Origin of the sequence: Streptomyces anthophorae, from assembly GCF_049310305.1 — a bacterium.
Taxonomy (GTDB): Bacteria; Actinomycetota; Actinomycetes; order Streptomycetales; family Streptomycetaceae; genus Streptomyces.
The window spans coordinates 3,002,455-3,025,311 of the sequence record NZ_JBLWQQ010000001.1; the positions used below are offsets into that span (position 1 = coordinate 3,002,455).

At 70.1% G+C, this 22,857-nt stretch carries 20 protein-coding genes and 5 tRNA genes; 11 read left to right on the forward strand and 14 right to left on the reverse strand.

Going from position 1 to position 22,857, the window contains the following annotated elements; genetic code table 11:
- Window position 1 precedes the first annotated feature (1 nt).
- Window positions 2–1,426 carry a 3-isopropylmalate dehydratase large subunit gene (gene leuC, locus ACNYS0_RS13330; RefSeq protein ID WP_422473494.1) on the reverse strand — a complete coding sequence of 475 codons (1,425 nt, stop codon included), beginning with the start codon at window positions 1,424–1,426 and terminating at the stop codon, window positions 2–4.
- A gap of 190 nt (window positions 1,427–1,616) precedes the next feature.
- Between leuC and ndgR the strand changes: the two genes are divergently transcribed.
- Window positions 1,617–2,333: an IclR family transcriptional regulator NdgR gene (gene ndgR / locus ACNYS0_RS13335; protein WP_326015364.1), complete on the forward strand. Its 717-nt coding sequence runs from the start codon at window positions 1,617–1,619 to the stop codon at window positions 2,331–2,333.
- A 168-nt stretch (window positions 2,334–2,501) separates the two neighbouring features.
- On the opposite strand, the gene ACNYS0_RS13340 is transcribed toward ndgR, so the two are convergent.
- The 9 genes from ACNYS0_RS13340 to ACNYS0_RS13380 all read right to left on the reverse strand — a co-directional run bounded on the left by ACNYS0_RS13340 (window position 2,502) and on the right by ACNYS0_RS13380 (window position 6,484).
- Window positions 2,502–2,574: transfer RNA gene (locus ACNYS0_RS13340), tRNA-Glu, on the reverse strand.
- Window positions 2,575–2,578: 4 nt separating this feature from the next.
- A tRNA-Gln gene (locus ACNYS0_RS13345) sits at window positions 2,579–2,650 on the reverse strand.
- A 38-nt stretch (window positions 2,651–2,688) separates the two neighbouring features.
- Window positions 2,689–2,761 (reverse strand) — tRNA-Glu (locus tag ACNYS0_RS13350).
- Between the two features lie 62 nt (window positions 2,762–2,823).
- Window positions 2,824–2,896, reverse strand: a tRNA-Glu gene (locus tag ACNYS0_RS13355).
- A gap of 42 nt (window positions 2,897–2,938) precedes the next feature.
- Window positions 2,939–3,010, reverse strand: a tRNA-Gln gene (locus ACNYS0_RS13360).
- A gap of 89 nt (window positions 3,011–3,099) precedes the next feature.
- Window positions 3,100–3,819: an HAD family hydrolase gene (locus ACNYS0_RS13365; RefSeq protein ID WP_422473496.1), complete on the reverse strand. Its 720-nt coding sequence runs from the start codon at window positions 3,817–3,819 to the stop codon at window positions 3,100–3,102.
- Window positions 3,820–3,950: 131 nt separating this feature from the next.
- A complete protein-coding gene (gene gltX, locus ACNYS0_RS13370) occupies window positions 3,951–5,435 on the reverse strand; it encodes a glutamate--tRNA ligase (RefSeq protein WP_422473498.1) in 1,485 nt (494 codons plus the stop codon).
- On the reverse strand, window positions 5,419–6,204 hold the full coding sequence (locus tag ACNYS0_RS13375) for a fumarylacetoacetate hydrolase family protein (RefSeq protein ID WP_422473500.1): 786 nt from the start codon (window positions 6,202–6,204) through the stop codon (window positions 5,419–5,421). The genes gltX and ACNYS0_RS13375 overlap by 17 nt, the downstream gene beginning before the upstream one ends.
- Before the next feature lie 91 nt (window positions 6,205–6,295).
- The gene (locus ACNYS0_RS13380) at window positions 6,296–6,484 is read right to left on the reverse strand and encodes a hypothetical protein (RefSeq protein ID WP_422473501.1); all 189 of its coding nucleotides are present in this window, start codon (window positions 6,482–6,484) and stop codon (window positions 6,296–6,298) included.
- 562 nt (window positions 6,485–7,046) lie between these two features.
- Here ACNYS0_RS13380 and ACNYS0_RS13385 point away from each other — a divergent pair.
- The 8 genes from ACNYS0_RS13385 to ACNYS0_RS13420 all read left to right on the forward strand — a co-directional run bounded on the left by ACNYS0_RS13385 (window position 7,047) and on the right by ACNYS0_RS13420 (window position 17,884).
- Window positions 7,047–10,997: a sensor histidine kinase gene (locus ACNYS0_RS13385; protein ID WP_422473503.1), complete on the forward strand. Its 3,951-nt coding sequence runs from the start codon at window positions 7,047–7,049 to the stop codon at window positions 10,995–10,997.
- Between the two features lie 9 nt (window positions 10,998–11,006).
- Window positions 11,007–11,420: a roadblock/LC7 domain-containing protein gene (locus ACNYS0_RS13390; protein WP_306318913.1), complete on the forward strand. Its 414-nt coding sequence runs from the start codon at window positions 11,007–11,009 to the stop codon at window positions 11,418–11,420.
- 171 nt (window positions 11,421–11,591) lie between these two features.
- Window positions 11,592–12,002: a DUF742 domain-containing protein gene (locus ACNYS0_RS13395; protein ID WP_389282636.1), complete on the forward strand. Its 411-nt coding sequence runs from the start codon at window positions 11,592–11,594 to the stop codon at window positions 12,000–12,002.
- Entirely contained in the window at window positions 11,983–12,570 is a 588-nt protein-coding gene (locus ACNYS0_RS13400) for a GTP-binding protein (RefSeq protein WP_356388885.1), read from the forward strand. The genes ACNYS0_RS13395 and ACNYS0_RS13400 overlap by 20 nt, the downstream gene beginning before the upstream one ends.
- Window positions 12,571–12,952: 382 nt before the next feature.
- Window positions 12,953–16,198, forward strand: coding sequence for a nitrate- and nitrite sensing domain-containing protein (locus tag ACNYS0_RS13405; protein WP_422473505.1), 3,246 nt, complete (start codon window positions 12,953–12,955; stop codon window positions 16,196–16,198).
- 10 nt (window positions 16,199–16,208) lie between these two features.
- The gene (locus ACNYS0_RS13410) at window positions 16,209–16,622 is read left to right on the forward strand and encodes a roadblock/LC7 domain-containing protein (protein WP_266714481.1); all 414 of its coding nucleotides are present in this window, start codon (window positions 16,209–16,211) and stop codon (window positions 16,620–16,622) included.
- Window positions 16,623–16,716: 94 nt separating this feature from the next.
- Entirely contained in the window at window positions 16,717–17,313 is a 597-nt protein-coding gene (locus ACNYS0_RS13415; RefSeq protein ID WP_385761314.1) for a DUF742 domain-containing protein, read from the forward strand.
- Window positions 17,294–17,884 (forward strand): GTP-binding protein, encoded by a 591-nt coding sequence (locus ACNYS0_RS13420; RefSeq protein ID WP_266714479.1) that lies wholly within the window; start codon window positions 17,294–17,296, stop codon window positions 17,882–17,884. The genes ACNYS0_RS13415 and ACNYS0_RS13420 overlap by 20 nt, the downstream gene beginning before the upstream one ends.
- A gap of 121 nt (window positions 17,885–18,005) precedes the next feature.
- Here ACNYS0_RS13420 and ACNYS0_RS13425 read toward each other — a convergent pair whose 3' ends face one another.
- Entirely contained in the window at window positions 18,006–18,197 is a 192-nt protein-coding gene (locus tag ACNYS0_RS13425; RefSeq protein WP_422473507.1) for an acyl-CoA carboxylase subunit epsilon, read from the reverse strand.
- Window positions 18,198–18,225: 28 nt separating this feature from the next.
- The gene (locus tag ACNYS0_RS13430) at window positions 18,226–19,821 is read right to left on the reverse strand and encodes an acyl-CoA carboxylase subunit beta (protein WP_422473509.1); all 1,596 of its coding nucleotides are present in this window, start codon (window positions 19,819–19,821) and stop codon (window positions 18,226–18,228) included.
- Between the two features lie 380 nt (window positions 19,822–20,201).
- Here ACNYS0_RS13430 and ACNYS0_RS13435 point away from each other — a divergent pair, with 380 nt between their 5' ends.
- The gene (locus tag ACNYS0_RS13435) at window positions 20,202–20,813 is read left to right on the forward strand and encodes a YceI family protein (RefSeq protein ID WP_422473511.1); all 612 of its coding nucleotides are present in this window, start codon (window positions 20,202–20,204) and stop codon (window positions 20,811–20,813) included.
- Window positions 20,814–20,914: 101 nt separating this feature from the next.
- Here ACNYS0_RS13435 and ACNYS0_RS13440 read toward each other — a convergent pair whose 3' ends face one another.
- Both ACNYS0_RS13440 and ACNYS0_RS13445 read right to left on the reverse strand, forming a co-directional pair.
- Window positions 20,915–21,166 (reverse strand): lasso peptide biosynthesis PqqD family chaperone, encoded by a 252-nt coding sequence (locus ACNYS0_RS13440; RefSeq protein ID WP_422473513.1) that lies wholly within the window; start codon window positions 21,164–21,166, stop codon window positions 20,915–20,917.
- Entirely contained in the window at window positions 21,163–21,270 is a 108-nt protein-coding gene (locus ACNYS0_RS13445) for a keywimysin-related RiPP (protein ID WP_422473515.1), read from the reverse strand. The genes ACNYS0_RS13440 and ACNYS0_RS13445 overlap by 4 nt, the downstream gene beginning before the upstream one ends.
- Window positions 21,271–21,463: 193 nt before the next feature.
- Between ACNYS0_RS13445 and ACNYS0_RS13450 the strand changes: the two genes are divergently transcribed.
- Window positions 21,464–22,840, forward strand: a complete 1,377-nt coding sequence (locus tag ACNYS0_RS13450; RefSeq protein WP_422473517.1) for a pentapeptide repeat-containing protein — start codon at window positions 21,464–21,466, stop codon at window positions 22,838–22,840.
- Window positions 22,841–22,857 lie beyond the last annotated feature (17 nt).

A 22,857-nucleotide genomic window follows, 5' to 3' on the forward strand; every position in this document is an offset into this window, starting at 1 on the left:
CTCAGACTCCAGCGGCGACAGGGGTGTCGGACAGGTCGGCGGGCGAGGCCAGGTGGCCCAGCACGGCGGTGGCCGCGGCGACCTGGGGCGAGACCAGGTGGGTACGGCCACCCTTGCCCTGCCGGCCCTCGAAGTTGCGGTTGGAGGTGGACGCGGAGCGCTCGCCGGGAGCGAGTTGGTCCGGGTTCATGCCCAGGCACATGGAGCAGCCCGCATAGCGCCACTCGGCGCCGGCCTCCTTGAAGACCTTGTCCAGGCCCTCGTCGACGGCCTGGAGGCCCACCCGCGCGGAGCCGGGAACGACCAGCATCCGTACGCCGTCGGCGATTTTGCGGCCCTTGAGGATCTCGGCGACGGCGCGCAGGTCCTCCATGCGGCCGTTGGTGCACGAGCCTACGAAGACGGTGTCGACCTTGACGTCGCGCAGCGCCTGTCCGGCCTCCAACCCCATGTACTCCAGGGCCTTTTCGGCGGCGAACCGCTCCGAAGCGTCTTCGTACGAAGCCGGGTCGGGGATGTTCGCCGAAAGGGGCGCTCCCTGACCGGGGTTGGTGCCCCAGGTGACGAACGGGGACAGCTCGTCGGCCTTGATGAAGACCTCGGCGTCGAAGACCGCGTCGTCGTCCGTCTTCAGCGTCTTCCAGTACGCGACGGCCTCGTCCCACTCCGCGCCCTTGGGGGCGTGCGGGCGGCCCTCGAGGTACGCGAAGGTGGTCTCGTCCGGGGCGACCATGCCCGCGCGGGCACCGGCCTCGATGGACATGTTGCAGATGGTCATCCGCGCTTCCATCGACAGCTTCTCGATGGCCGAGCCGCGGTACTCCAGGATGTAGCCCTGGCCGCCGCCGGTGCCGATCTTCGCGATGATGGCGAGGATCAGGTCCTTGGCGGTGACACCCTCGGGCAGTTCGCCGTCGACGGTGATGGCCATCGTCTTCGGGCGGGCCATCGGCAGCGTCTGCGTGGCCAGCACGTGCTCGACCTGCGAGGTGCCGATGCCGAACGCCAGACCGCCGAAGGCGCCGTGCGTCGAGGTGTGGGAGTCGCCACAGACGACGGTGGTGCCCGGCTGCGTCAGACCCAGCTGCGGGCCGACCACGTGCACGACGCCCTGCTCGACGTCGCCCAGCGAGTGCAGGCGGACCCCGAACTCGGCGGCGTTCTTGCGCAGCGTCTCCAGCTGTACACGCGAGACCGGGTCGGCGATCGGCTTGTCGATGTCGAGGGTCGGGGTGTTGTGGTCCTCGGTGGCGATGGTGAGGTCGGTGCGCCGCACCGTGCGACCCGCCTGACGGAGGCCGTCGAAGGCCTGCGGGCTGGTCACCTCGTGCAGCAGGTGCAGATCGATGAAGAGGAGGTCGGGCTCGCCCTCGGCGCGCCGGACGACGTGGTCGTCCCAGACCTTCTCCGCGAGTGTCCTACCCATCGCTTTCCCTCCGGCCGGCTTGAGGTGCGCCGGCCCAACTAGAGATTTCGGATCGCCGTCGCCCGTACCCCTCGTACCGGACGCCGACGGCCGGGTCCGTTTGGTCCACGGGCCGGTGTGACGTACAGGGTGGCAAGTTCCACGGAAAATTGAACTTGCGTTTCACAGAGTGAGACGGGAGTATCGACGCATGGACAACAGTAGCGGCGTCGGCGTTCTGGACAAGGCAGCCCTTGTCCTGGGCGCCCTGGAGTCCGGACCCGCGACCCTCGCAGGCCTTGTCGCGGCCACCGGACTGGCAAGACCCACAGCCCACCGCCTGGCGGTGGCCCTGGAGCACCACCGCATGGTGGCGCGCGACATGCAGGGCCGTTTCATTCTCGGCCCGCGCCTCTCGGAACTCTCGGCGGCAGCCGGCGAGGACCGCCTGCTCGCGACGGCGGGCCCGGTGCTCACGCACCTCCGGGACGTCACGGGCGAGAGCGCGCAGCTCTACCGCCGACAGGGCGACATGCGCATCTGCGTCGCCGCGGCGGAGCGGCTCTCCGGACTGCGGGACACGGTTCCGGTGGGCTCGACCCTCACGATGAAGGCGGGTTCCTCCGCGCAGATCCTGATGGCCTGGGAGGAGCCGGAGCGCCTGCACCGGGGCCTCCAGGGCGCCCGCTTCACGGCGACGGCCCTGTCGGGCGTCAGGCGCCGCGGCTGGGCCCAGTCGATCGGCGAGCGGGAGCCGGGCGTCGCGTCCGTCTCCGCGCCCGTGCGCGGCCCCTCCAACCGCGTCGTGGCGGCGGTCTCGGTCTCCGGACCGATCGAGCGCCTCACGCGCCACCCGGGCCGGATGCACGCCCAGGCGGTCATCGACGCCGCGGGGCGCCTCTCCGAGGCCCTGCGTCGTACCGGTTGAGCCGGTCGCCCCAACTCCCCTTACGTTCCCTGCCCGTTCCCGGCCGGTCGCTTCAACGCCGCAGCGACCGGCCGGAGTTGTCCTTGCGGGACTTCAACTCCCGTATTCCGTACGCACGCACGAAGAAGGCCCTTCCCATATTCGGGAAGGGCCTTGATCGTTCGCGAGTACCCCCGACCGGATTCGAACCGGCGCTACCGCCTTGAGAGGGCGGCGTGCTAGGCCGCTACACAACGGGGGCCAAGCTGGTCTACCAGGACTCGAACCTAGAATGACGGTACCAGAAACCGTAGTGTTGCCAATTACACCATAGACCAATCAAGTTCAAGACCTTGCGGTCTGCGAACTCAATGCGTACCCCCGACCGGATTCGAACCGGCGCTACCGCCTTGAGAGGGCGGCGTGCTAGGCCGCTACACAACGGGGGCCCTAGCGATCCTGCATCAGAGTCGGTGGGAGCTACCCAGGCCGTCCCCGCGGGAAGGATCTGTACCCCCGACCGGATTCGAACCGGCGCTACCGCCTTGAGAGGGCGGCGTGCTAGGCCGCTACACAACGGGGGCTTTGTGGACGCCATATCCACGGTTGCAGATGAGCTCTGCGAGCTGGCCTACCAGGACTCGAACCTAGACTAACGGAACCAGAAACCGTCGTGCTGCCAATTACACCATAGGCCACCGAAGCACAACCCCCGAGGGGGATCTTGCTTGGCTTGCGCTTCCGGGACCCGGGCTTTCGGCCCGCTCCCCTTGGCGCAGAAAGAACATTACCCGAAGGTGGACTGCGCTCCAAAACGGGTATCCCCCGCCAACAGCGCCGGCAGTTGATCAAGCCCTGTGATGCGTACGAGTTCGGGCCTGCCGCCCAGCTCCGCGCGGTCGAGCCAGATTCCGCTCAGGCCCGCGTCGACGGCTCCACGGGCGTCCGTGTCCGGCTGGTCACCGACGTACGCGATCTCGTGCGGCTCCAGGGAGAGCTCCTCGCAGACGGCGTGGAAGGCGGCCGCTTCGGGCTTGGCGACGCCGAGTTCGGCGGCGCACAGGACGGCCTCGAAGCGGTCGCGCACGCCGAGGACGCGCAGCTTGCGGTCCTGGTTGTGCAGTGACGAGTTGGACAGCACCGCGTGCCGGTAGCCGGCGGCGAGGGTGTCGAGGACCGGGACGGTGTCGGGGAAGAGGCTCCACGCGGCCTCGTAGTGGCCGAGATAACGGGCGAACCAGCCGTCGGCCTCCTCCTCCGCCATGGCGCGCCCCACGAAGCTGCGCACGCGGTCCCTGCGCTGCCCCTCCCAGTCGGCCTCCCCCGCCTCGAACCGGGCCCAGTGCTCCCGCGTGGCGGCCCGCCACCGCACGAGCGCCTCCTCGACGGAGCCGTACCCGCCGAGCAGCCCCTCGGCGGCGAGATGCTCCCGCATGCCGACGGTGTCGGCGGTCGCATAGTCGAAGAGGGTGTCGTCGATGTCCCAGACGATGGCGCGGATAGACATACGACGACCGTAACCGCGGCCCCAGCCCCCGACCACGAGATCGCACAACCGCCCCGGGGCCCGTAACGGCGAGAGACCCGGAAGCGGGGCGCTTCCGGGTCTCTCGCGGGGCTACGCGCGCGGGGTCGCGCTCACGCGGTGAGCTTCGCCAGGGCCGCGTCGATGCGGGCGAAGGTCGTCTCCTTGCCCAGGATCTCCAGGGACTCGAAGAGGGGCAGGCCGATCGTGCGGCCGGTGACGGCCACCCGGACCGGGGCCTGGGCCTTGCCGAGCTTCAGGCCGTGGGCCTCGCCGGCGGCCAGGACGGCCTCCTTGAGGGACTCGGGGGACGACCAGTCGGCCGCGTCGAGCTTCTCGCGGGCCGTGCGCAGGAGGGCGTCGGAGCCCTCCTTCATGGCCTTCGTCCAGCTCGCCTCGTCGAAGACCGGCTCGGAGAGGAAGAGGAAGTCCACGTTGTCCGTGATCTCGGAGAGGACCTTGAGGCGGGTCTGGGCGTGCGGCGCGATGGCCGCCCACTTCGCCTCGTCGAAGTCCTCCGGGGCCCACGGCGCGAAGGGCGCCTGGAGCCACGGCGCGCAGCGCTCCGCGAAGTCCTTCGGGTCGAGCAGCCGGATGTGGTCGCCGTTGATCGACTCGCACTTCTTGAGGTCGAAGCGCGCCGGGTTCGGCTGGACGTCCTTGACGTCGAAGGCCGCCACCATCTCGTCGATGGAGAAGATGTCGCGGTCCGCGGAGAGGGACCAGCCGAGGAGGGAGAGGTAGTTGAGCAGGCCCTCCGGGAGGAAGCCGCGCTCGCGGTACAGGTTGAGCGAGGACTGCGGGTCGCGCTTCGAGAGCTTCTTGTTGCCCTCGCCCATCACGTACGGCAGGTGACCGAACTCGGGCACCAGCTTGGCGATGCCCAGGTCCTTGAGCGCCCAGTAGAGGGCGATCTGGCGCGGGGTGGAGGACAGCAGGTCCTCGCCGCGCAGGACGTGGGTGATCTCCATCAGCGCGTCGTCGACCGGGTTGACGAGCGTGTAGAGCGGGGCGCCGTTGGCACGGACGATGCCGTAGTCCGGCACGTTCTCGGGCTCGTACGAGATCTCGCCGCGGACCAGGTCGTTGAACGTGATCTTCGTGTCGGGCATCCGGAAGCGGACGATCGGCTTGCGGCCCTCCGCCTCGTACGCGGCCTTCTGCTCGGCGGTGAGGTCGCGGCAGTGGCCGTCGTAGCCGGACGGCTTGCCGGCGGCGCGGGCCGCCTCGCGGCGCTCGTCCAGCTCCTCGGTGGAGCAGTAGCAGGGGTACGCCCGGCCGGCCTCGACGAGCTTGTCGGCGACGTCCTTGTAGATGTCCATCCGCTCGGACTGCCGGTACGGCGCGTGCGGGCCGCCGACCTCGGGGCCCTCGTCCCAGTCGAAGCCGAGCCAGCGCATCGCGTCGAGGAGCTGGTTGTACGACTCCTCGCTGTCGCGGGCCGCGTCGGTGTCCTCGATGCGGAAGACCAGGGTGCCCTGGTTGTGGCGCGCGAAGGCCCAGTTGAACAGGGCGGTGCGGACCAGGCCCACGTGGGGGTTACCGGTGGGCGAGGGGCAGAAACGGACGCGTACGGGTGCGCTAGCCACGCTTGACAACCTTGTTGGTGAGAGTGCCGATGCCTTCGATGCTGACGGCGACCTCGTCGCCGACGGCGAGCGGGCCGACCCCTTCGGGGGTGCCCGTGAGGATGACGTCGCCGGGGAGCAGCGTCATGGCCTCGGAGATGTTGACGATCAGGTCCTCGATGGACGTGATCATCTGCGACGTGCGGCCGAGCTGTCGCTGCTGGCCGTTGACCGTGCACTGGATCGTGAGGTCGGAGGCCTGCTCAAGGGAGAGGTCCGTCTCGACCCAGGGGCCCAGCGGGCAGGACGTGTCGAAGCCCTTGGCCCGCGCCCACTGCTTCTCGCGCTTCTGCACGTCGCGGGCGGTGACGTCGTTGGCGGCCGTGTAGCCGAAGATGACGTCCTTGACGCGCTCGCGCGGGACCTCGCGGCACATGCGGCCGATGACGACGGCGAGCTCCGCCTCGTGGTGGAGCTCCTGCGAGAAGCTCGGGTACTGGATCTCGCCGTCCGGACCGATCACCGACGTCGACGGCTTGAAGAAGGCGAAGGGGGCGTCCGGGACCTCGTTGCCCAGCTCCTTCGCGTGCTCCGCGTAGTTGCGGCCGAAGGCGATCACCTTGTTCGGGAGCACCGGGGGCAGCAGCCGGACCTTGCCGACCGGCACCTTCGTACCGGAGAGTTCGAAGTCCGCGAACGGGATGCCCTTGATGATGTCGAGGACGAGCTCGTCTGGCTTGTCGCCCTCGACCGCGCCGAAGGCGACGTTCCCGTCGATGGAGAATCTGGCGATGCGCACGGTCTGCTGCGCCCCTTTTTTATGCGTTGGCCCGGGTGGGATGTGACAGAGCCAGGCTAACGCGGTGGGGCCTGGGCCGTCGGCCCGGTCATTACGCCGCCGGGGCGGTCTCCGGGGCGACCATCAGGATCGTGCGCTTGGGGTTCGCCGTGTTCGAGGGCAGGTCGGCCGAGTGCTCCGGGACGGCCGGCGCGGCCTGGATCTCGTCGGCGTCCGTGAGGTGCGCCAGCGTCGTGCGCCGCGGGTTGGCAATGTTCTGGAACATCATCGTCTTCGTCATGACTGTGCTCGGGAACCTTCTCCGTAGTCCGATGGGCCATCCCTGTAAAACGCCAGGCTAAACATCTGATTCCCGCCGAAAGCCGGGAAGTTGCGATCCACCGTATGTGAGTTTGCTCACGGAGTACCTCGCAAATGGGGCACTTCGGGCCGCCAACTGCGGCGCGAGAAACGGACATTACACAACTGAAGCCACTATTCCGCTCCCGATCATGGCGACTGGGACACCCCCCAGGCGTACGCGGAAAGTCCAGTAATGACCGGGTTGGAGCAGGTCGAGTTGCACGTCCCGTGACTCTCCTCTCACGTCGCGTCACACTGGGTGCGGCCAACACCTCGGGCCTTGTTGGAGATCCTGCACTGTGCTGGAATCGCGTGGACCGCCGCAGGTACAGAACCGGCGCGCACGGGCGCATCGCAGCGCCGAGCAGCGGCGGAGAGGGGGAACCAGCGCCGGTCACTCACGACCACAGGGGGACGTTTCAGGTCGTCCCCCGAACGACGCCGACACCGTCTTGTCCGTGTATACGGGCGGGGCGCCTGGTCCAGAGGTTGCGACGCTAGTGCAGGGACGTAAGAACAGGGATGGCAGCGCTGCGGCGGAGCCGGAGCCGCGCGGCGGGACCGGCCCGATAGCCGGCGGTACCCGGCCCCCGCACGCCCAGAACCCGGGACGCACCGCGTCCGTCGACACCTCGGAGGCCGACGGCAGGAGCGGCTCATCGGGCTCGGCCACGCCGTCTTCGGCGAAGGCCAAGGGCCCCACCGGGCCCGGCTCGCGGATGGCGCTGCGCAACTGGCGCATCTCGACGCGCCTCGTCTCGCTGCTCGCGCTGCCCGTGGTCGCCGCGACCTCGCTGGGCGCGCTGCGCATCGCCGAGTCCCTCAACGACATCCAGCAGCTCGACAACATGAAGCTGCTGACCGAGATGACGAAGCAGGCGACCGAGCTGGCGTCGGCGCTCCAGGAGGAGCGCGACCAAGCGGCGGGCCCGCTGTCCAACGGTTCGTCGACGAGCGACTTCAACGTCAAGTCGACGCGGGAGAAGACCGACCGCGCCCAGGACACGTTCCTTCAGAGCACCACCGACATCAAGGCCGACGGCGAGACCGGCAGCCTCAACGGTGTGCGCGAGCACGCGGTGCAGATCGCCCACGAGCTGATCAACCTGAACAAGATCCGGCAGGGGGCGTACGACGACAAGTCGAACACCTCGCAGACCGTCGACTCCTACGGCCGGATCATCGACGAGCTGCTCTCCCTGTCCACGGACATGGCGCAGGCGACCAGCAGCCCCGAGATGATCCAGCGCACGCGCGCCCTGGCAGCCTTCTCCTCCGCCAAGGAGTACGCCTCCGAGCAGCGCGCCATCATCGCGGCCGCCCTGCCGCCCAACAGCGCCCGGTTCGGCAAGCTCTCGGAGACCGACCGGCAGTACGGTCTCGCGGCGGCCGAGAACCAGGAATCGCAGATCCAGTCGTTCAAGGCGGTCTACGGCGCGGTGCCCGCGCAGGAGCTGCTGAAGCCGATCGAGGAGAACAACTCCACGATCAAGGCCGCGGACACCTATGCGAACCGCGTGCTGCAAAAGGCAGACGGCATCAAGTCGCAGGACAAGCGCTCGTACAAGGACTGGGTCGACGCGGACACCACGCGCATCCAGGAAATGTCCAAGATCGAGCTGACGCTGCTCAACCAGATGGAGCAGCAGGCCCGCGAGCTGCGCAACGCCTCCGAGCGCTCGGCCATCATCAACGGTGCGCTGATCCTGCTCGTGCTCGGCGTCTCGCTCGTCGGCGCCTTCGTCGTGGCCCGGTCCATGATCCGCTCGCTGCGCCGGCTCCAGGACACCGCGACCAAGGTCGCCCAGGACCGCCTGCCCGAGCTGGTCAGGGAGCTTTCCGAGTCCGACCCGCAGGACATCGACACGTCCGTGGAGTCGGTCGGCGTGCACTCGCGCGACGAGATCGGCAAGGTGGCCGCGGCCTTCGACGACGTGCACCGCGAGGCCGTGCGTCTCGCCGCCGAGCAGGCCCTCCTGCGGGGCAACGTCAACGCGATGTTCACCAACCTCTCGCGTCGTTCGCAGGGCCTCATCCAGCGTCAGCTCTCGCTCATCTCCGAGCTGGAGTCCCGCGAGGCCGACCCGGACCAGCTCTCCTCGCTGTTCAAGCTCGACCACCTCGCGACCCGCATGCGCCGTAACGGCGAGAACCTGCTCGTTCTCGCCGGTGAGGAGCCCGGCCGCCGCTGGACGCGGCCCGTGCCGCTCGTCGACGTGCTGCGTGCCGCCGCGTCCGAGGTGGAGCAGTACGAGCGCATCGAGCTCGCCGCCGTGCCCGCGACGGACGTCGCAGGCCGCGTCGTCAACGACCTCGTGCACCTGCTCGCCGAGCTGCTCGAGAACGCGACCTCCTTCTCCTCGCCGCAGACCAAGGTCAAGGTCACCGGTCACGCGCTGCCCGACGGCCGTGTGCTGATCGAGATCCACGACACCGGCATCGGCCTCTCCCCCGAGGACCTCGCCGCGATCAACGAGCGGCTCGCCTCTCCCCCGACCGTCGACGTGTCGGTCTCGCGCCGCATGGGTCTGTTCGTGGTCGGCCGCCTTTCGCAGCGCCACGGCATCCGCATCCAGCTCCGCCCCTCCGACTCCGGTGGTACGACCGCGCTGGTCATGCTCCCCGTGGACGTCGCGCAGGGCGGCAAGAAGCCTTCCGGCAAGGGCGGCCCCGGTGGTTCCGGTGGCCCGGCCGCCGCGCAGGCCGCGGCCGGTGTCGCCGCCGCGCGCCGCGGCCAGGCGCCCGGCAACGCCGGTGGCCCTGCCGGTCTCCTCGGTGGCGGCTCCGGTGCGCCCGGTGGCGGGCGGCCGCAGGTCGGCGCCGGTGCGGGTGGGCCGCGTGCGGCGCTGCCCGGACGCGGCGGTGGCCCGCAGGCTCCGGCCGGTGCCGGTGCGGGCGGTCCTTCGGGCCCGTCCGCCGGGCCCTCCGGTCCCTCCGGCCCCTCCGGTCCCGACATGTTCGGCAAGGGGCAGGCTCCCGGCGGCCCCGTGCCGCCGCAGCAGCGCACCCACAGCGACCCGAACGAGCCGCAGGGCCGGCGCCCGGTGCTGCCCCCGCGCGGTGGCCCGCGCGCCGAGCTGCCGGGTGGCAACCCGCAGCCCCGTACGCCGAGTTGGGGCGACGAGAACGCGCAGCCGAACCTGGACACGCCGCGCGGTCACGACGAGCCGGACTCCACGGCCCGCTTCCCGCGCGTCCGCGACGACCGCCAGGGCCCGCCCCAGCAGGGTGGCCACGGACAGTCGCAGGACTCCGGCCAGTTCGTCCGCTCGGACGTCTTCGGCCCGCGCGGTGGCAACACCGGCGGCCCCGACACGACGGCGAACGGCTTCCGGGACGGCGGTCTCACGGACCGTCAGGACCCGTCCGGCACGGACCGGTTCGACCAACCGCAGAGCGACCCCTCGGCCACGGGCCGGTTCGCGCAGACGCAGGGCCCGGCGGCCGGCGGCGGCTTCCCGCGCCGACAGGACCCCTCGGCCGGCGGCGGCCAGTACAACCGCCCGCCGAGCGACCCGGCCAACACCGGCCAGTACGCGCAGCCGCAGGGCGACCCGTCGGCCACCGGTCAGTTCCAGAACCCGCAGAACCCGCAGGAGCCGTCGAGCACCGCTCAGTTCCCGCGCGTCCAGGACCCCTCGGCCGGCACCGGCCAGTTCCCGCGGTCCCAGGACCCGGCGGACACCGGGCAGTACAACCGCCCGCCGAGCGACCCCGCGAACACCGGCCAGTACGCGCAGCCCCAGGGCCGCTCGGCCACCGGTCAGTTCGAGTTCACGCCCCCGAAGCCGCCTCAGCGCAACGGCGCTCAGGGCCAGGGCATCCCGGCGCAGCCCTCGCAGGAGGACTTCCTGCCGCCCGGCGACGCGTCGGGCGGGGACGGCCGGACACCGCTGTACGACACGCTGGAGACGAACTGGTTCCACGGCCAGGGCGGCCAGAGCCAGAACCAGGGCCAGGGCCAGGGCGCTCAGGGTCAGGGCCAGAGCGCTCAGAGCCAGAACGCTCAGGGCCGCGGCGGCCGGAACCAGAACGGTCAGGGCCGCAGCCAGGGCATGCAGTCGCCGGGCGGGCGCCCCGATCAGGGTCTCCCGCAGCGGCAGCAGGCACAGGCTCCGTCGGCCGCCCCCTCGCGCCCCGCCGCGTCCGCGGACCCGGCCGAGGCCAACTGGCGGCAGTCCCCCAACGACGACCTGATGCGTCAGGCCGAGCGGGTGCGCAAGCCCGCCGCGGGCGGCGTCACCCACTCCGGTCTGCCGCGCCGTGTGCCGAGGGCGAACCTTGTGGCGGGAACCGCCCAGGAGCAGCAGACTCAGACCGGTCCTCAGGTCTCGCGCGCGCCCGACGAGGTGCGCGGTCGGCTGACCAATCTCCGTCGGGGCATCCAGCAGGGGCGGCAAGCCGGCAACACCGGCAGCTACCCCCGCCCCACTCACCAGCAGGAGCGTTAGTTGAGCCAGATGAGCCAGGCGGCACAGAACCTGAACTGGTTGATCACGAACTTCGTGGACAACACGCCCGGTGTCTCGCACACGGTCGTGGTGTCCGCGGACGGGCTGTTGCTCGCGATGTCCGAGGGGTTCCCGCGCGATCGCGCGGACCAGCTCGCGGCCGTGGCGTCGGGGCTCACCTCGCTCACGGCCGGCGCGTCCCGGATCTTCGAGGGCGGCCCGGTGAATCAGACGGTGGTGGAGATGGAGCGCGGCTTTCTCTTCATCATGTCCATCTCGGACGGCTCGTCGCTCGCCGTACTGGCGCACCCCGACTGCGACATCGGCCTCGTCGGCTACGAGATGGCGCTGATGGTCGACCGGGCGGGCTCCGTGCTCACCCCCGACCTGCGCGCAGAACTCCAGGGCAGCCTGTTGCACTGAGGCGGGTAACGGCCGGTAACCCCGACCGCCCCCGCAGTCTGCTCCATCGGCAGCCCCGGAATCCAGTCAGCGCACGCAATCCGCACACCCGTTGTTCCGCCGCCACAATCCCCCCACCGGCCCACCCTCAGACGGCAGGCCCCCGCACTTGTCGTCCCGCCCGGAGGATCCATGACCCCGCCCACCGACTCATACGACCCGTACGGCGCCACCGCCCACGCCGCGTACGGTCCTGAGGGCGACCAGCCCCTGGTCCGCCCCTACGCGATGACCGGTGGCCGGACCCGCCCGCGCTACCAGCTCGCCATCGAGGCGCTGGTCAGCACGACGGCCGACCCCGCGGCCCTGATGACCCTGCTGCCCGAGCACCAGCGGATCTGCCACCTGTGCCGCGAGGTGAAGTCGGTGGCCGAGGTCTCGGCGCTGCTTTCGATGCCGCTCGGCGTGGCCCGGATCCTCGTCGCGGACCTGGCCGAGGCCGGGCTCGTCGCCATTCACCAGCCGGGCGGCGACGAGGCCAACGGCGGTGCGCCGGACGTGACTCTGCTCGAAAGGGTGCTCAGTGGACTTCGCAAGCTCTGACGGCTCCGTGGGGACCGCCCGCGCGACCACCTCGGCGAAGATCGTGGTGGCGGGCGGCTTCGGCGTCGGCAAGACCACGTTCGTGGGCGCCGTCTCCGAGATCAACCCGCTGCGCACCGAGGCCGTGATGACCTCGGCGAGCGCCGGGATCGACGACCTGACCCACACCGGGGACAAGACGACCACGACGGTCGCCATGGACTTCGGCCGCATCACGCTCGACGACGACCTGATCCTGTACCTCTTCGGTACGCCGGGCCAGGACCGCTTCTGGTTCATGTGGGACGACCTGGTGCGCGGCGCGATCGGCGCCGTGGTGCTCGTGGACACGCGCCGGCTCGCGGACTGCTTCCCGGCCGTGGACTACTTCGAGAACTCGGGCCTGCCCTTCGTCATCGCCCTCAACGGCTTCGACGGGCACCAGCCGTACACCCCCGAAGAGGTGCGCGAGGCCCTTCAGATCGGCCCCGACACCCCGATCATCACGACCGACGCCCGGCACCGCGCCGATGCGAAGAGCGGCCTGATCACGCTGGTGGAGCACGCCCTCATGGCCCGCCTGAAGTAGCCGGTACCTGTCAGGAACGGTCGAATCTCGGTCACCAAGTGGCTGGTTCCGTACGGCAGTTGTCGTAGCCCATTCGGCGGCCCCTGTGGCCTTTGACACGCCGGGCCGTGGTGTTCATAACGTTTCGAAAGAGAATTCCCAGGGCACCGACACACGTCGCGCACAGCCGGTTCCACTGCGCTCACAAGAGCCCCGCCTTTTGGCGGGGCTCGCTCTTTATGACCGTTTTATCTGGGGTGTGCGTCACGCGGAGCTTCCGCTTCCGACTGTTTGGAAGTGCGCCTCCTGACGTGCTGGAATGCGCTGAACTGCCCAGTAGCAATGGGCCTGGAGACATACAGCGGCACGACGTAGGTGCCGACGCCGAGAGGTTGTTGGTCGAGTGAGGCGAAGCAAGAGCAGTCCCGAGCCGGTCTCGGCGCGGGGCAACTTCACCCCGCCCCCGCGCGACGCGGCGCGGCCCGCACCGGCGGCCGAGGCCACGGCGCCCGCACCGTCGGGCGGCCGCATGTCGCCCCGTAACTGGCGTGTACCCACCAAGCTGAACGCCATCCTCCTCATACCCGTGGTCGTCGGTCTCGTCATGGGCGGCTTCCAGGTGTCGAACTCGATCGACACCTGGCAGGAGGCCGAGGACGCCGAGAGCACCGCACGCCTCGTGCAGGCCTCGCTGACCTACGGCAACCGCCTCATCGAGGAGCGCGACATCACCGCCGCGCCCCTCCTTCAGGGCAAGACGGACGACCCCAAGGTCGCCAACGCCCGGCAGGCCACGGACGCCGCCGCCGAGAAGTTCCACGCCGCGGCCGAGAACATGCCGCAGAAGGAAGGCCTCGAGCGCCGCATGGCGCAGTTCACCAAGGTCGAGCCCCAGCTGAAGAAGCTGCGCGCGGCCGCCTACACCTCCAAGCTCTCCGGCGTGCAGACCGAAGAGGGCTACGTCGCCATCCAGCACCCGCTGATGGAGTTCGCCAACGAGCTCGGCCTCGGCACCGGCAACATCACCAGCTACGGCCGCACCGTCTACGCGATCTCGCTGACCAAGGCGGCGCTCTCGCTCGAGCGGTCGATCGGCATGCACCTCCTGGTGAAGCCGGGCCCCGGCGCCACGAACCTGAGCCGTCAGCGCACCGCGCTCGGCAGCTACGCCTACCTCGAGAACATCGCGATCGAGGAGTACAAGGGCGGCGGCACGGCCGAGGACCTCAAGAAGCTCGAGGGCACGATCAAGAAGCTGAAGACCGACGGCGCCAAGCAGGCGGCCGCGGCCAAGGCCAAGAACCCCTCGTACGTCCCGCCGCCCGAGAACACGAAGATGGTGGCGGCCGTGGTGGCCCTGCCGAGCACGCAGCCGAGCGCCCGGCTCGCGCTCGCCCAGAAGGGCGTCACGCCCGAGAACTGGTGGGCCGTCAACACGGCGAAGTTCGACGCCTACCGCACGATCGAGTCGAATCTGGCGGACAAGGCCGTGAGCGAGGCCTCCGCCATCGCCGCCGACGCCAAGCGCGAGGCGATCGTCATCGGCGTCGCCGTCGTGGTCGCCCTGCTCGCCGCCTTCCTGCTCGCGGGCCAGATGGCCCGGCAGATGTCCCGCTCGATGCGCCGGCTGCGCTCCGCCGCCTTCGACGTGGCCGAGCAGCGCCTGCCGATGCTCGTCGACCAGCTCTCGCGCACCGAGCCGGGCCGGGTGGACACCCGTATCCAGCCGATCCCGATCGTCACCACCGACGAGATCGGTGAGGTCGCCCGCGCCTTCGACCAGGTGCACCGCGAGGCCGTCCGGCTCGCCGCCGAGCAGGCCCTGCTCCGCGGCAACATCAACGCGATCTTCACCAACCTGTCGCGGCGCAACCAGTCGCTGATCGAGGGCCAGCTGACCCTCATCACCGACCTGGAGAACAACGAGGCCGACCCGGACCAGCTGGAGAACCTCTTCCGCCTGGACCACCTCGCGACCCGTATGCGCCGCAACGGCGAGAACCTCCTGGTGCTCGCGGGCGAGGAGCCCGGCCGCCGCTGGGACCAGCCCGTGCCGCTCGTCGACGTGCTCCGTGCCGCCACCTCCGAGGTGGAGCAGTACGAGCGCATCGAGCTGGCCGGCGTCCCGGAGGCCGACATCCACGGCCGCGCGGTCACCGACCTCGTGCACGCGCTCGCCGAGCTGCTGGAGAACGCGACGACGTTCTCCTCGCCGCAGACCAAGGTCCGCGTCACCGCGACCCGTCTCCCCGACGGCCGCATCATGATCGAGATCCACGACAAGGGCATCGGCCTCACCGCCGAGGACTTCGCGGACATCAACCACAAGCTGGCCAACCCGCCGACCGTGGACGCAGCGATCTCCCAGCGCATGGGCCTGTTCGTGGTCGGCCGGCTCGCCGACCGGCACGGCATCCGCGTGCAGCTGCGCCCCTCGGGCGAGCAGGCGGGCACGACCTCGCTGGTCATGCTGCCCGAGGTGATCACGCACGGTGGTGGCGGCGGGGTCCTGGAGGACTCCGAGTTCACCGTCTCGACGATGATCCCGGAGCAGGCCGCCTTCGAGCACACGCCGCTGCGCACGGCCGCCGAGCTCGGCTTCGACGACAGCCGCTATGACGTCCCTGACGACGCCCGCGAGCTGGACCCGGTCGGCCGCTCCCTCATGCGTGAGGAGCGCCGCGCGGCCCTGGAGGCACAGCAGCAGGACCCCTCCCAGGACCAGCAGCAGCCGCAACAGGATCGCCCGCTCTTCCGCGACGAGTTCCAGCCACAGCAGCCGCAGCAGGACCGTCCGCCCTTCGCGGAGCAGAACGCGTACGACACCCGGCAGGCCCCGTACGACAACCGTCAGCAGCTCGCCTACGACGATCCGCAGCAGGGCGTCTACGACGAGCGTCAGGGCGGCTACGACGGCCGGCAGCAGGGAAGTTTCGACGGGTTCGTCCCCGTGCAGCCCGCTCACGACAACGGGCAGCCGGACGGGTTCGCCTCCGGGTACGCGCCGCAGGACGGTTATGCGGAAGCTCCCCGGGAGTCGTACAACCCCTTCGAGCCGTCCGCACAGCGGGCCGACTGGCAGGCGCAGGACGCCTACCGGGAGCCCTACCAGGCCGATTTCCAGGGCCCGTTCGGCCCCGAAGCGGAATCCGCTCCGGACACTGCCGCGGCGGACCGGGAACGCGTAGGCTTCGACGGGCAGGACATCGCTCCCTCGGCGGATCAGACCGGACCGGCCCCCTCCGCTCCCCACGCGCTGACCGACGCAGGTCTGCCGCGACGCGGTGGCGGTGCCCCGCAGGAGCCCGCTCCAAACCCCCAGCAGGCCCCCGAGACCCACTCCGACGAGGACACCAGCTGGCGCTCGGCCAACGACGCCAGGTGGGAGCGCGCGGAGCAGCTCAAGAAGCCGAAGGCGGGCGGAGTCACCGCCTCCGGACTCCCGCGCCGGGTGCCCAAGGCCAACCTGGTCGAGGGCGCGGCGGAGTCGACGCCGCAGGGCGGCCCCCAGGTCTCCCGCGCGCCCGAGGACGTCCGGGGCAGGCTCAGCAACCTGCGTCGCGGCGTACAGCGGGGACGCAGCGAGGGCAGCAGTGATACGAACGGCCAGGGCTTCGGCCCTGACAGCACCTACAACCAGGAGCGTTAGTGTGAGCCCGATGAGCCAGGCGGCACAGAACCTGAACTGGTTGATCACCAACTTCGTGGACAACACCCCCGGTGTGTCCCACACGGTGGTGGTCTCCGCCGACGGACTCCTTCTGGCGATGTCCGAAGGGTTCCCCCGCGACCGCGCCGACCAGCTGGCGGCCGTCGCCTCGGGTCTGACCTCGTTGACCGCGGGCGCCTCCCGCATCTTCGAAGGCGGCCCGGTGAACCAGACAGTTGTGGAGATGGAGCGAGGATTCCTCTTCATCATGTCCATCTCGGACGGCTCTTCTCTCGCCGTCCTTGCACACCCCGAGGCGGACATTGGCCTCGTTGGGTACGAGATGGCCCTTCTTGTCGACCGCGCGGGAACGGTTCTCACGCCGGACCTGCGGGCGGAGCTTCAGGGAAGCCTTCTCAACTAACAGACAGGCAGTGCGTATTCGCGCCCCGGGGCCGTAAGGTTTCGGGACGCGGCTCCACAGTGATGGTGCCCAGCGCAGTCGGAGGAGGAAGTTCGTGTCTGGTTCAGCAACACCCCCGAGCGGTTCGTCGGCCGGGTGGCCGCCCTACGGCCACGGCCGGGGGCAGCACCAGGCAGGCATGGGAGACGACGGTTCGCAGAACCGCTACAACTTCCCGTCTTCCCCCTCGTCGGCGAACCACGCCCGACCGACCCGGCAGCCCGGTCCCTACGACCAGCCGCCCGCGCCGCGCATCCAGCCCGTGCAGCCGCAGCCGCGTCCCGACGCGAATCCCGCACCCGCCGCGAAGAACAACCCGCTGGTGCGCCCGTACGCCATGACGGGCGGCCGCACGAGGCCGCGGTACCAGCTCGCCATCGAGGCGCTGGTGCACACCACCGCGCAGCCGCACCAGTTGCAGGGCCAACTGCCCGAGCACCAGCGGATCTGCAATCTGTGCCGGGAGATCAAGTCGGTGGCCGAGATCTCGGCCCTGCTCCAGATTCCTCTCGGCGTGGCCAGGATTCTCGTCGCCGACCTCGCGGAGGCGGGACTGGTCGCCATCCATCAGCCCGGCGGCGACGAGAGCGCCGGCGGCCAGCCAGACGTGACATTGCTCGAAAGGGTGCTCAGTGGACTTCGCAAGCTCTAGCGGAGGGCCGGCTGCTCCAAGCCGTTCCACCACATCGGCGAAGATCGTGGTGGCGGGTGGTTTCGGCGTCGGCAAGACGACGTTCGTTGGCGCCGTCTCCGAGATCAACCCGCTGCGCACCGAGGCCGTCATGACGTCCGCGTCGGCGGGCATCGACGACCTCACTCACACCGGGGACAAGACGACCACGACGGTCGCCATGGACTTCGGCCGCATCACGCTCGACCAGGACCTGATCCTGTACCTCTTCGGTACGCCGGGCCAGGACCGCTTCTGGTTCATGTGGGACGACCTGGTGCGCGGCGCGATCGGCGCCGTCGTCCTCGTCGACACCCGCCGCCTCGCCGACTGCTTCCCCGCGGTCGACTACTTCGAGAACTCCGGCCTGCCCTTCGTCATCGCCCTCAACGGCTTCGACGGCGCGCAGCCGTACAACCCGGACGAGGTGCGCGAGGCCCTTCAGATCGGCCCCGACACCCCGATCATCACGACCGACGCCCGCCACCGCGCGGACGCGAAGTCGACGCTCATCACCTTGGTGGAGCATGCGTTGATGGCGCGGCTCCGGTAGGACGGCGTTGCGGTCTCGGGGCTCTGCCCCGGGCCCCGCGCCTCAATCGCCGGCGAGGCTTGAATGACGCACTGAGGCCCTCTCCCCGTTTCGGGAAGAGGGCCTCAGACGTGTGTGCCGGTCAGCGCCAGCTGTGCGGAGCGCGGAAGCCGGGCTCCCGCTCCAGACGACGCCACCCCGCCCGGTCGAGCCGGACGCGGTGCGCCGGAGCGGCGGGAGTGGCGGAGGCGCGGGCCAGCAGGATCGCGGTGATGGCCGCGACCTCCTCCGGCTCGGCGTGGCCCTTCTCGACGCGGATGTCAGGCATGGACATGTGGCAGGTCTCCTACGAGTAGTGCCGGTTACTGCGGCGGGTTGCCGTGCTTGCGCGACGGCAGGTCGGCGTGCTTGGTGCGCAGCATCGCCAGGGACTTGACCAGCACCTCGCGGGTCTCCGCGGGGTCGATCACGTCGTCGACCAGGCCGCGCTCCGCCGCGTAGTACGGGTGCATCAGCTCGGCCTTGTACTCCTTGACCATCTTCTGGCGCATGGCCTCGGGGTCCTCGGCCTCGGCGATCTGCCGGCGGAAGATCACGTTGGCCGCGCCCTCGGCGCCCATGACCGCGATCTCGTTGGTCGGCCAGGCATAGGTGAGGTCGGCACCGATGGACTGCGAGTCCATGACGATGTACGCGCCTCCGTACGCCTTGCGCAGGATCAGCGAGATCCGGGGCACGGTGGCGTTGCAGTACGCGTACAGCAGCTTGGCGCCGTGCCGGATGATCCCGCCGTGCTCCTGGTCGACACCCGGCAGGAAGCCGGGCACATCGAGCAGCGTCACGATGGGGATATTAAAAGCATCGCACATCTGGACGAACCGGGCGGCCTTCTCCGAGGCCTCGATGTCCAGGACGCCCGCGAGGGCCTGCGGCTGGTTGGCGACGATGCCGACGACCTGGCCGTCGAGCCGGGCGAGCGCACAGATGATGTTGCGCGCCCAGCGCTCGTGGACCTCCAGGTAGTCGCCGTCGTCGACGAGCTCCTCGATGACCTTGGTCATGTCGTACGGGCGGTTGCCGTCGGCCGGGACCAGGTCGAGCAGGACGTCGCCGCGACGGTCCGCCGGGTCGTCGGACTCGACGGTCGGCGGGTTCTCGCGGTTGTTCTGCGGGAGGAGGGAGAGCAGGTAACGGACCTCGGCGAGGCAGGTCTCCTCGTCGTCGTACGCGAAGTGCGAGACACCACTCGTCTCGGCGTGCACGTCGGCGCCGCCGAGCCCGTTCTGCGTGATCTCCTCGCCCGTCACCGCCTTCACGACGTCCGGGCCGGTGATGAACATCTGCGAGGTGTCACGGACCATGAACACGAAGTCCGTGAGCGCCGGGCTGTAGGCCGCGCCGCCCGCACACGGGCCGAGCATCACGCTGATCTGCGGGATGACGCCCGACGCCCGGGTGTTGCGCTGGAAGATGCCGCCGTAACCGGCGAGCGCCGAGACGCCCTCCTGGATCCGGGCGCCCGCGCCGTCGTTCAGCGAGACCAGCGGGGCACCCGCCGCGATGGCCATGTCCATGATCTTGTGGATCTTCGTGGCGTGCGCCTCGCCGAGCGCCCCGCCGAAGATCCGGAAGTCGTGCGCGTAGACGAAGACCGTGCGGCCCTCGACCGTGCCCCAGCCGGTGATCACACCGTCCGTGTGGGGCTTCTTGGCCTCCAGGCCGAAGCCCGTGGCCCGGTGCCGGCGCAACTGCTCGACCTCGTTGAACGAACCCTCGTCCAGAAGCAGCTCGATACGCTCGCGCGCCGTCAGCTTGCCCTTCGCGTGCTGGGCCTCGGTCGCCTTCTCACTCGGCCCGGCCAGCGCCTGCGCACGGATCGCGTGCAGCTCCGCCACGCGTCCACGGGCGTCGGTGGGCTCGTCCCCCGGGTTCGAGGCGGTGTCGTCCAAAACGGTCATGTAGTGACCTTACGAAGTGCACACCCAAAAACGGGCCGTCGACTCCGTACAGTCTCCGGCCCGTTTTCCTGGTAGCCCTGAACAGAACCCCGCCGAGGGAGGGCCGAAGTGACTGCTCAGGGCGGGTCCGTCTTGTAGACGTCACACAAAGCGGCGCCCTGAGACCCGCCTCACACCGCGGCCGGGGCCCCGCGCCCCGCGCACGCCCGAAAGGGCGGCATGGCCCATATCGGGCTGTAATCGAAGAAGCACACACCGCTTGATGTTGAACATTGAACATCATCGCGCTACAGTCGGAACCAGTTGATGGTTCAACGTTCAACATCAGCACATCACTCCACCTGGCACCCCCCGTGCCGCCCGTCCCCAAGGAGCACGTCATGGGCATCTTCGGCCGCAAGAACGAGTCCGCCACCACCCCCGCCGCTGCCGCCGCGCCGGCCAACCCGGACCTCGCCGCCGTCACCGGCGACTACACCGTCGACCCCGCTCACACCACGCTCGGCTTCGTCGCCCGGCACGCCATGGTGACCAACGTGAAGGGCAGCTTCAGCGACTTCACGGGCTCGCTGCACCTGGACGGCTCGGACCCGGCCAAGTCCACGGCCTCCTTCGACGTGCAGATGGCGAGCATCTCCACCGGTAACGAGGACCGTGACGGCCACCTGAAGAGCGCCGACTTCTTCAAGATCGACGAGTTCCCGACGATGACCTTCCGGTCGACCTCCGCCGAGTCCCTCGGCGGCGACGACTACCGCATCACGGGCGACCTGACGATCCTCGGCACCACCAAGCCGCTCAGCATCGACCTGGAGTTCAACGGCGTCGCGAAGGACCCGTTCGGCAACGAGCGTGTGGGCTTCGAGGGCAAGACCGAGATCCTCCGCTCGGAGTGGGGCCTCACCTGGAACGCCGCGCTGGAGACCGGTGGCGTCCTGATCTCCGACAAGATCAAGCTGAACTTCGACATCTCGGCCATCAAGGAGGCCTGAGGTTCAGTCACGAGTTGCGGCGGCCACGAGATGCGTGGCCGCCAACTCGGCGTTGAGGGCGTCCCGTCAGGCCCCGCGGCCCCGCATCGTCATCCCGGTGCTCACGGCGTGGCCAGCCTCGCGGCGACGAACTGGCGGGTGAGTTCGCAGACGTCCGCCTCGGCCTGGGCCCGGTCCACGTCGAAGGCCGCGACGAGCCGGTCGACCGCGGTTCGCGGACCCCGCCCCTGCACCACGGCGATGGCGACGACGGTCGCGGTCTCGTTCAACCGCCAGTAGGTACCGGCCCGTTGGTCGAGGAGAATGCCGCCCTGGTCCGTCGTCGTGACCGCGATGCCGTCGTTGAGCCTCATCGGGCCGTCACCTTGGCGAAGTCGCCCTGCTGGAACATCGCCGGTTTCACGTAGACCCTGCGTCCGGCTTCTTCCTGCGGTTGCAACTGCGACTGCTGCTTCATGACCTCTCCATCTCATCTGTGGGGGACGGCCGTGATGGGTGTGAAGCGTGTGAACACCGGTGTCATCATGACCCGTTGGCGCGGAAACAGGTGCGCCAGTTCACGCCATTCACTACCGGCCCCACGCGAGGTGATTTGCTTTCGCGTGCAATCACACGACCCGCCCGGCAACCGGCGTGCGACACTGCCGCCCATGGCGCCCACCCTTGAGCGAAGTGCTGACGCCGAGGGCGTCAGACGGGAGATCCTCGACGAGGGCGCGGGTTCCGCGCCGTACGTGTTGCGCGACACCCGCGTCACGGGCGCGCTGCGGCTCGACGGGGCGGAGGTCCGGCGGGCCGTGCGCTTCGAGGCGTGCCGCTTCGACGAGGCGGTGGGCCTGGAGGGCGCGAGCACGCTCGGCATCGCGTTCACGGACTGTGTACTGCCGGGGCTGCGGGCCTCGACGGCCCGGTTCGGCGGGCGGGTCGACCTGCGGCGTTCGACGATCGGCGAGCGCGACGGGGCGGAGAGCGCCGTCGACCTGGTGCACGCCGACGCCGCGGGCGCCATCCGGCTCGACGGGGCACATCTCGTGGCGCCGGGCCGGGTGGCCCTGGAGGGCGGCGGGGCCCTGGTGCGGGGCGGCGTGTTCTGCGAGCACGGGTTCGTCGCGGAGGGTGAAGTCGGCTTTCCCGGCGCCGAGTTGCCGGGCGGGCTGTGGATGCGGGGCGCCCGGATACGCGTGGGGGCCGCGGACGCGTACGCGTTCCAGGGCGACGGCCTCAGCGCCTCGAACATCCGCTGCCAGGGCCTGCGGGCGGACGGCAGGATCCGGCTGCGCGGGGCGCGGGTGACGGACCTCGTCTCCTTCCAGGACGCCGAACTCGGCGGCACCGGATCGTCGTTGATGTGCGTGGGCATGCGCGCGGAGGCCATCGACCTCGCGTTCGCGCGCACGCCCGCGGGTGGCGTGAACCTGCGCAACGCGTACGTGGCGAGGCTCCAGGACGACCCCCGGACCTGGCCCGCGACGCTGGGCCTCGACGGGCTGACGTACGACTGGCTGGGCGACGTCGCCCCCACGCGCCGCGAGGACGTCACGCGCCGCCTCGCGTGGCTGCACCGCCAGCCCGTCTACGCTCCGCAGCCCTACGAGCAACTCGCCGCGCACTACCGGCGGTCGGGCCACGAGGACGAGGCGCGCCGGGTCCTCCTCGTACGGGAGCGCAGGCGGCGCGGCACGCTCGGACCCGCCGGGAAGGCGTGGGGGCGGCTGCTCGACGCGACCGTCGGATACGGCTACCGGCCCTGGATCGCCGGGATCTGGCTCGCCCTGCTCACCCTCATCGGCTCGCTCGTCTTCCACGCGTTCAAGCCCGTGCCGAACAAGCCGGGCGAGGGCGCGCCGTTCAACCCGGTCGCGTACACCCTCGATCTGCTGGTCCCGGTCGGCGGCCTCGGCCAGCGGGAGGGCTGGCACTGGGCCGAGGCGGGCGTGCAGGGACTGTCGTACGCGCTGATCGCGGTCGGCTGGATCCTGACGACGACCCTGGTCGCCGGGGTGACGCGGACGCTCAGCCGGGCCTGACGCCACGCGTGACGCGC

Coding starts and splice junctions, on each gene's coding strand:
- ACNYS0_RS13390 (WP_306318913.1), top strand. CDS start 11,007: ATGAGCCAGGCGGCACAGAACCTGAACTGGTTGATCACGAACTTCGTG.
- ACNYS0_RS13440 (WP_422473513.1), bottom strand. CDS start 21,166: ATGAGGCTCAACGACGGCATCGCGGTCACGACGACGGACCAGGGCGGC.
- ACNYS0_RS13430 (WP_422473509.1), bottom strand. CDS start 19,821: ATGACCGTTTTGGACGACACCGCCTCGAACCCGGGGGACGAGCCCACC.
- ACNYS0_RS13365 (WP_422473496.1), bottom strand. CDS start 3,819: ATGTCTATCCGCGCCATCGTCTGGGACATCGACGACACCCTCTTCGAC.
- ACNYS0_RS13425 (WP_422473507.1), bottom strand. CDS start 18,197: ATGTCCATGCCTGACATCCGCGTCGAGAAGGGCCACGCCGAGCCGGAG.
- ACNYS0_RS13445 (WP_422473515.1), bottom strand. CDS start 21,270: ATGAAGCAGCAGTCGCAGTTGCAACCGCAGGAAGAAGCCGGACGCAGG.
- ACNYS0_RS13410 (WP_266714481.1), top strand. CDS start 16,209: ATGAGCCAGGCGGCACAGAACCTGAACTGGTTGATCACCAACTTCGTG.
- ACNYS0_RS13450 (WP_422473517.1), top strand. CDS start 21,464: ATGGCGCCCACCCTTGAGCGAAGTGCTGACGCCGAGGGCGTCAGACGG.
- ACNYS0_RS13380 (WP_422473501.1), bottom strand. CDS start 6,484: ATGACGAAGACGATGATGTTCCAGAACATTGCCAACCCGCGGCGCACG.
- ACNYS0_RS13435 (WP_422473511.1), top strand. CDS start 20,202: ATGGGCATCTTCGGCCGCAAGAACGAGTCCGCCACCACCCCCGCCGCT.
- ACNYS0_RS13395 (WP_389282636.1), top strand. CDS start 11,592: ATGACCCCGCCCACCGACTCATACGACCCGTACGGCGCCACCGCCCAC.
- ndgR (WP_326015364.1), top strand. CDS start 1,617: ATGGACAACAGTAGCGGCGTCGGCGTTCTGGACAAGGCAGCCCTTGTC.
- leuC (WP_422473494.1), bottom strand. CDS start 1,426: ATGGGTAGGACACTCGCGGAGAAGGTCTGGGACGACCACGTCGTCCGG.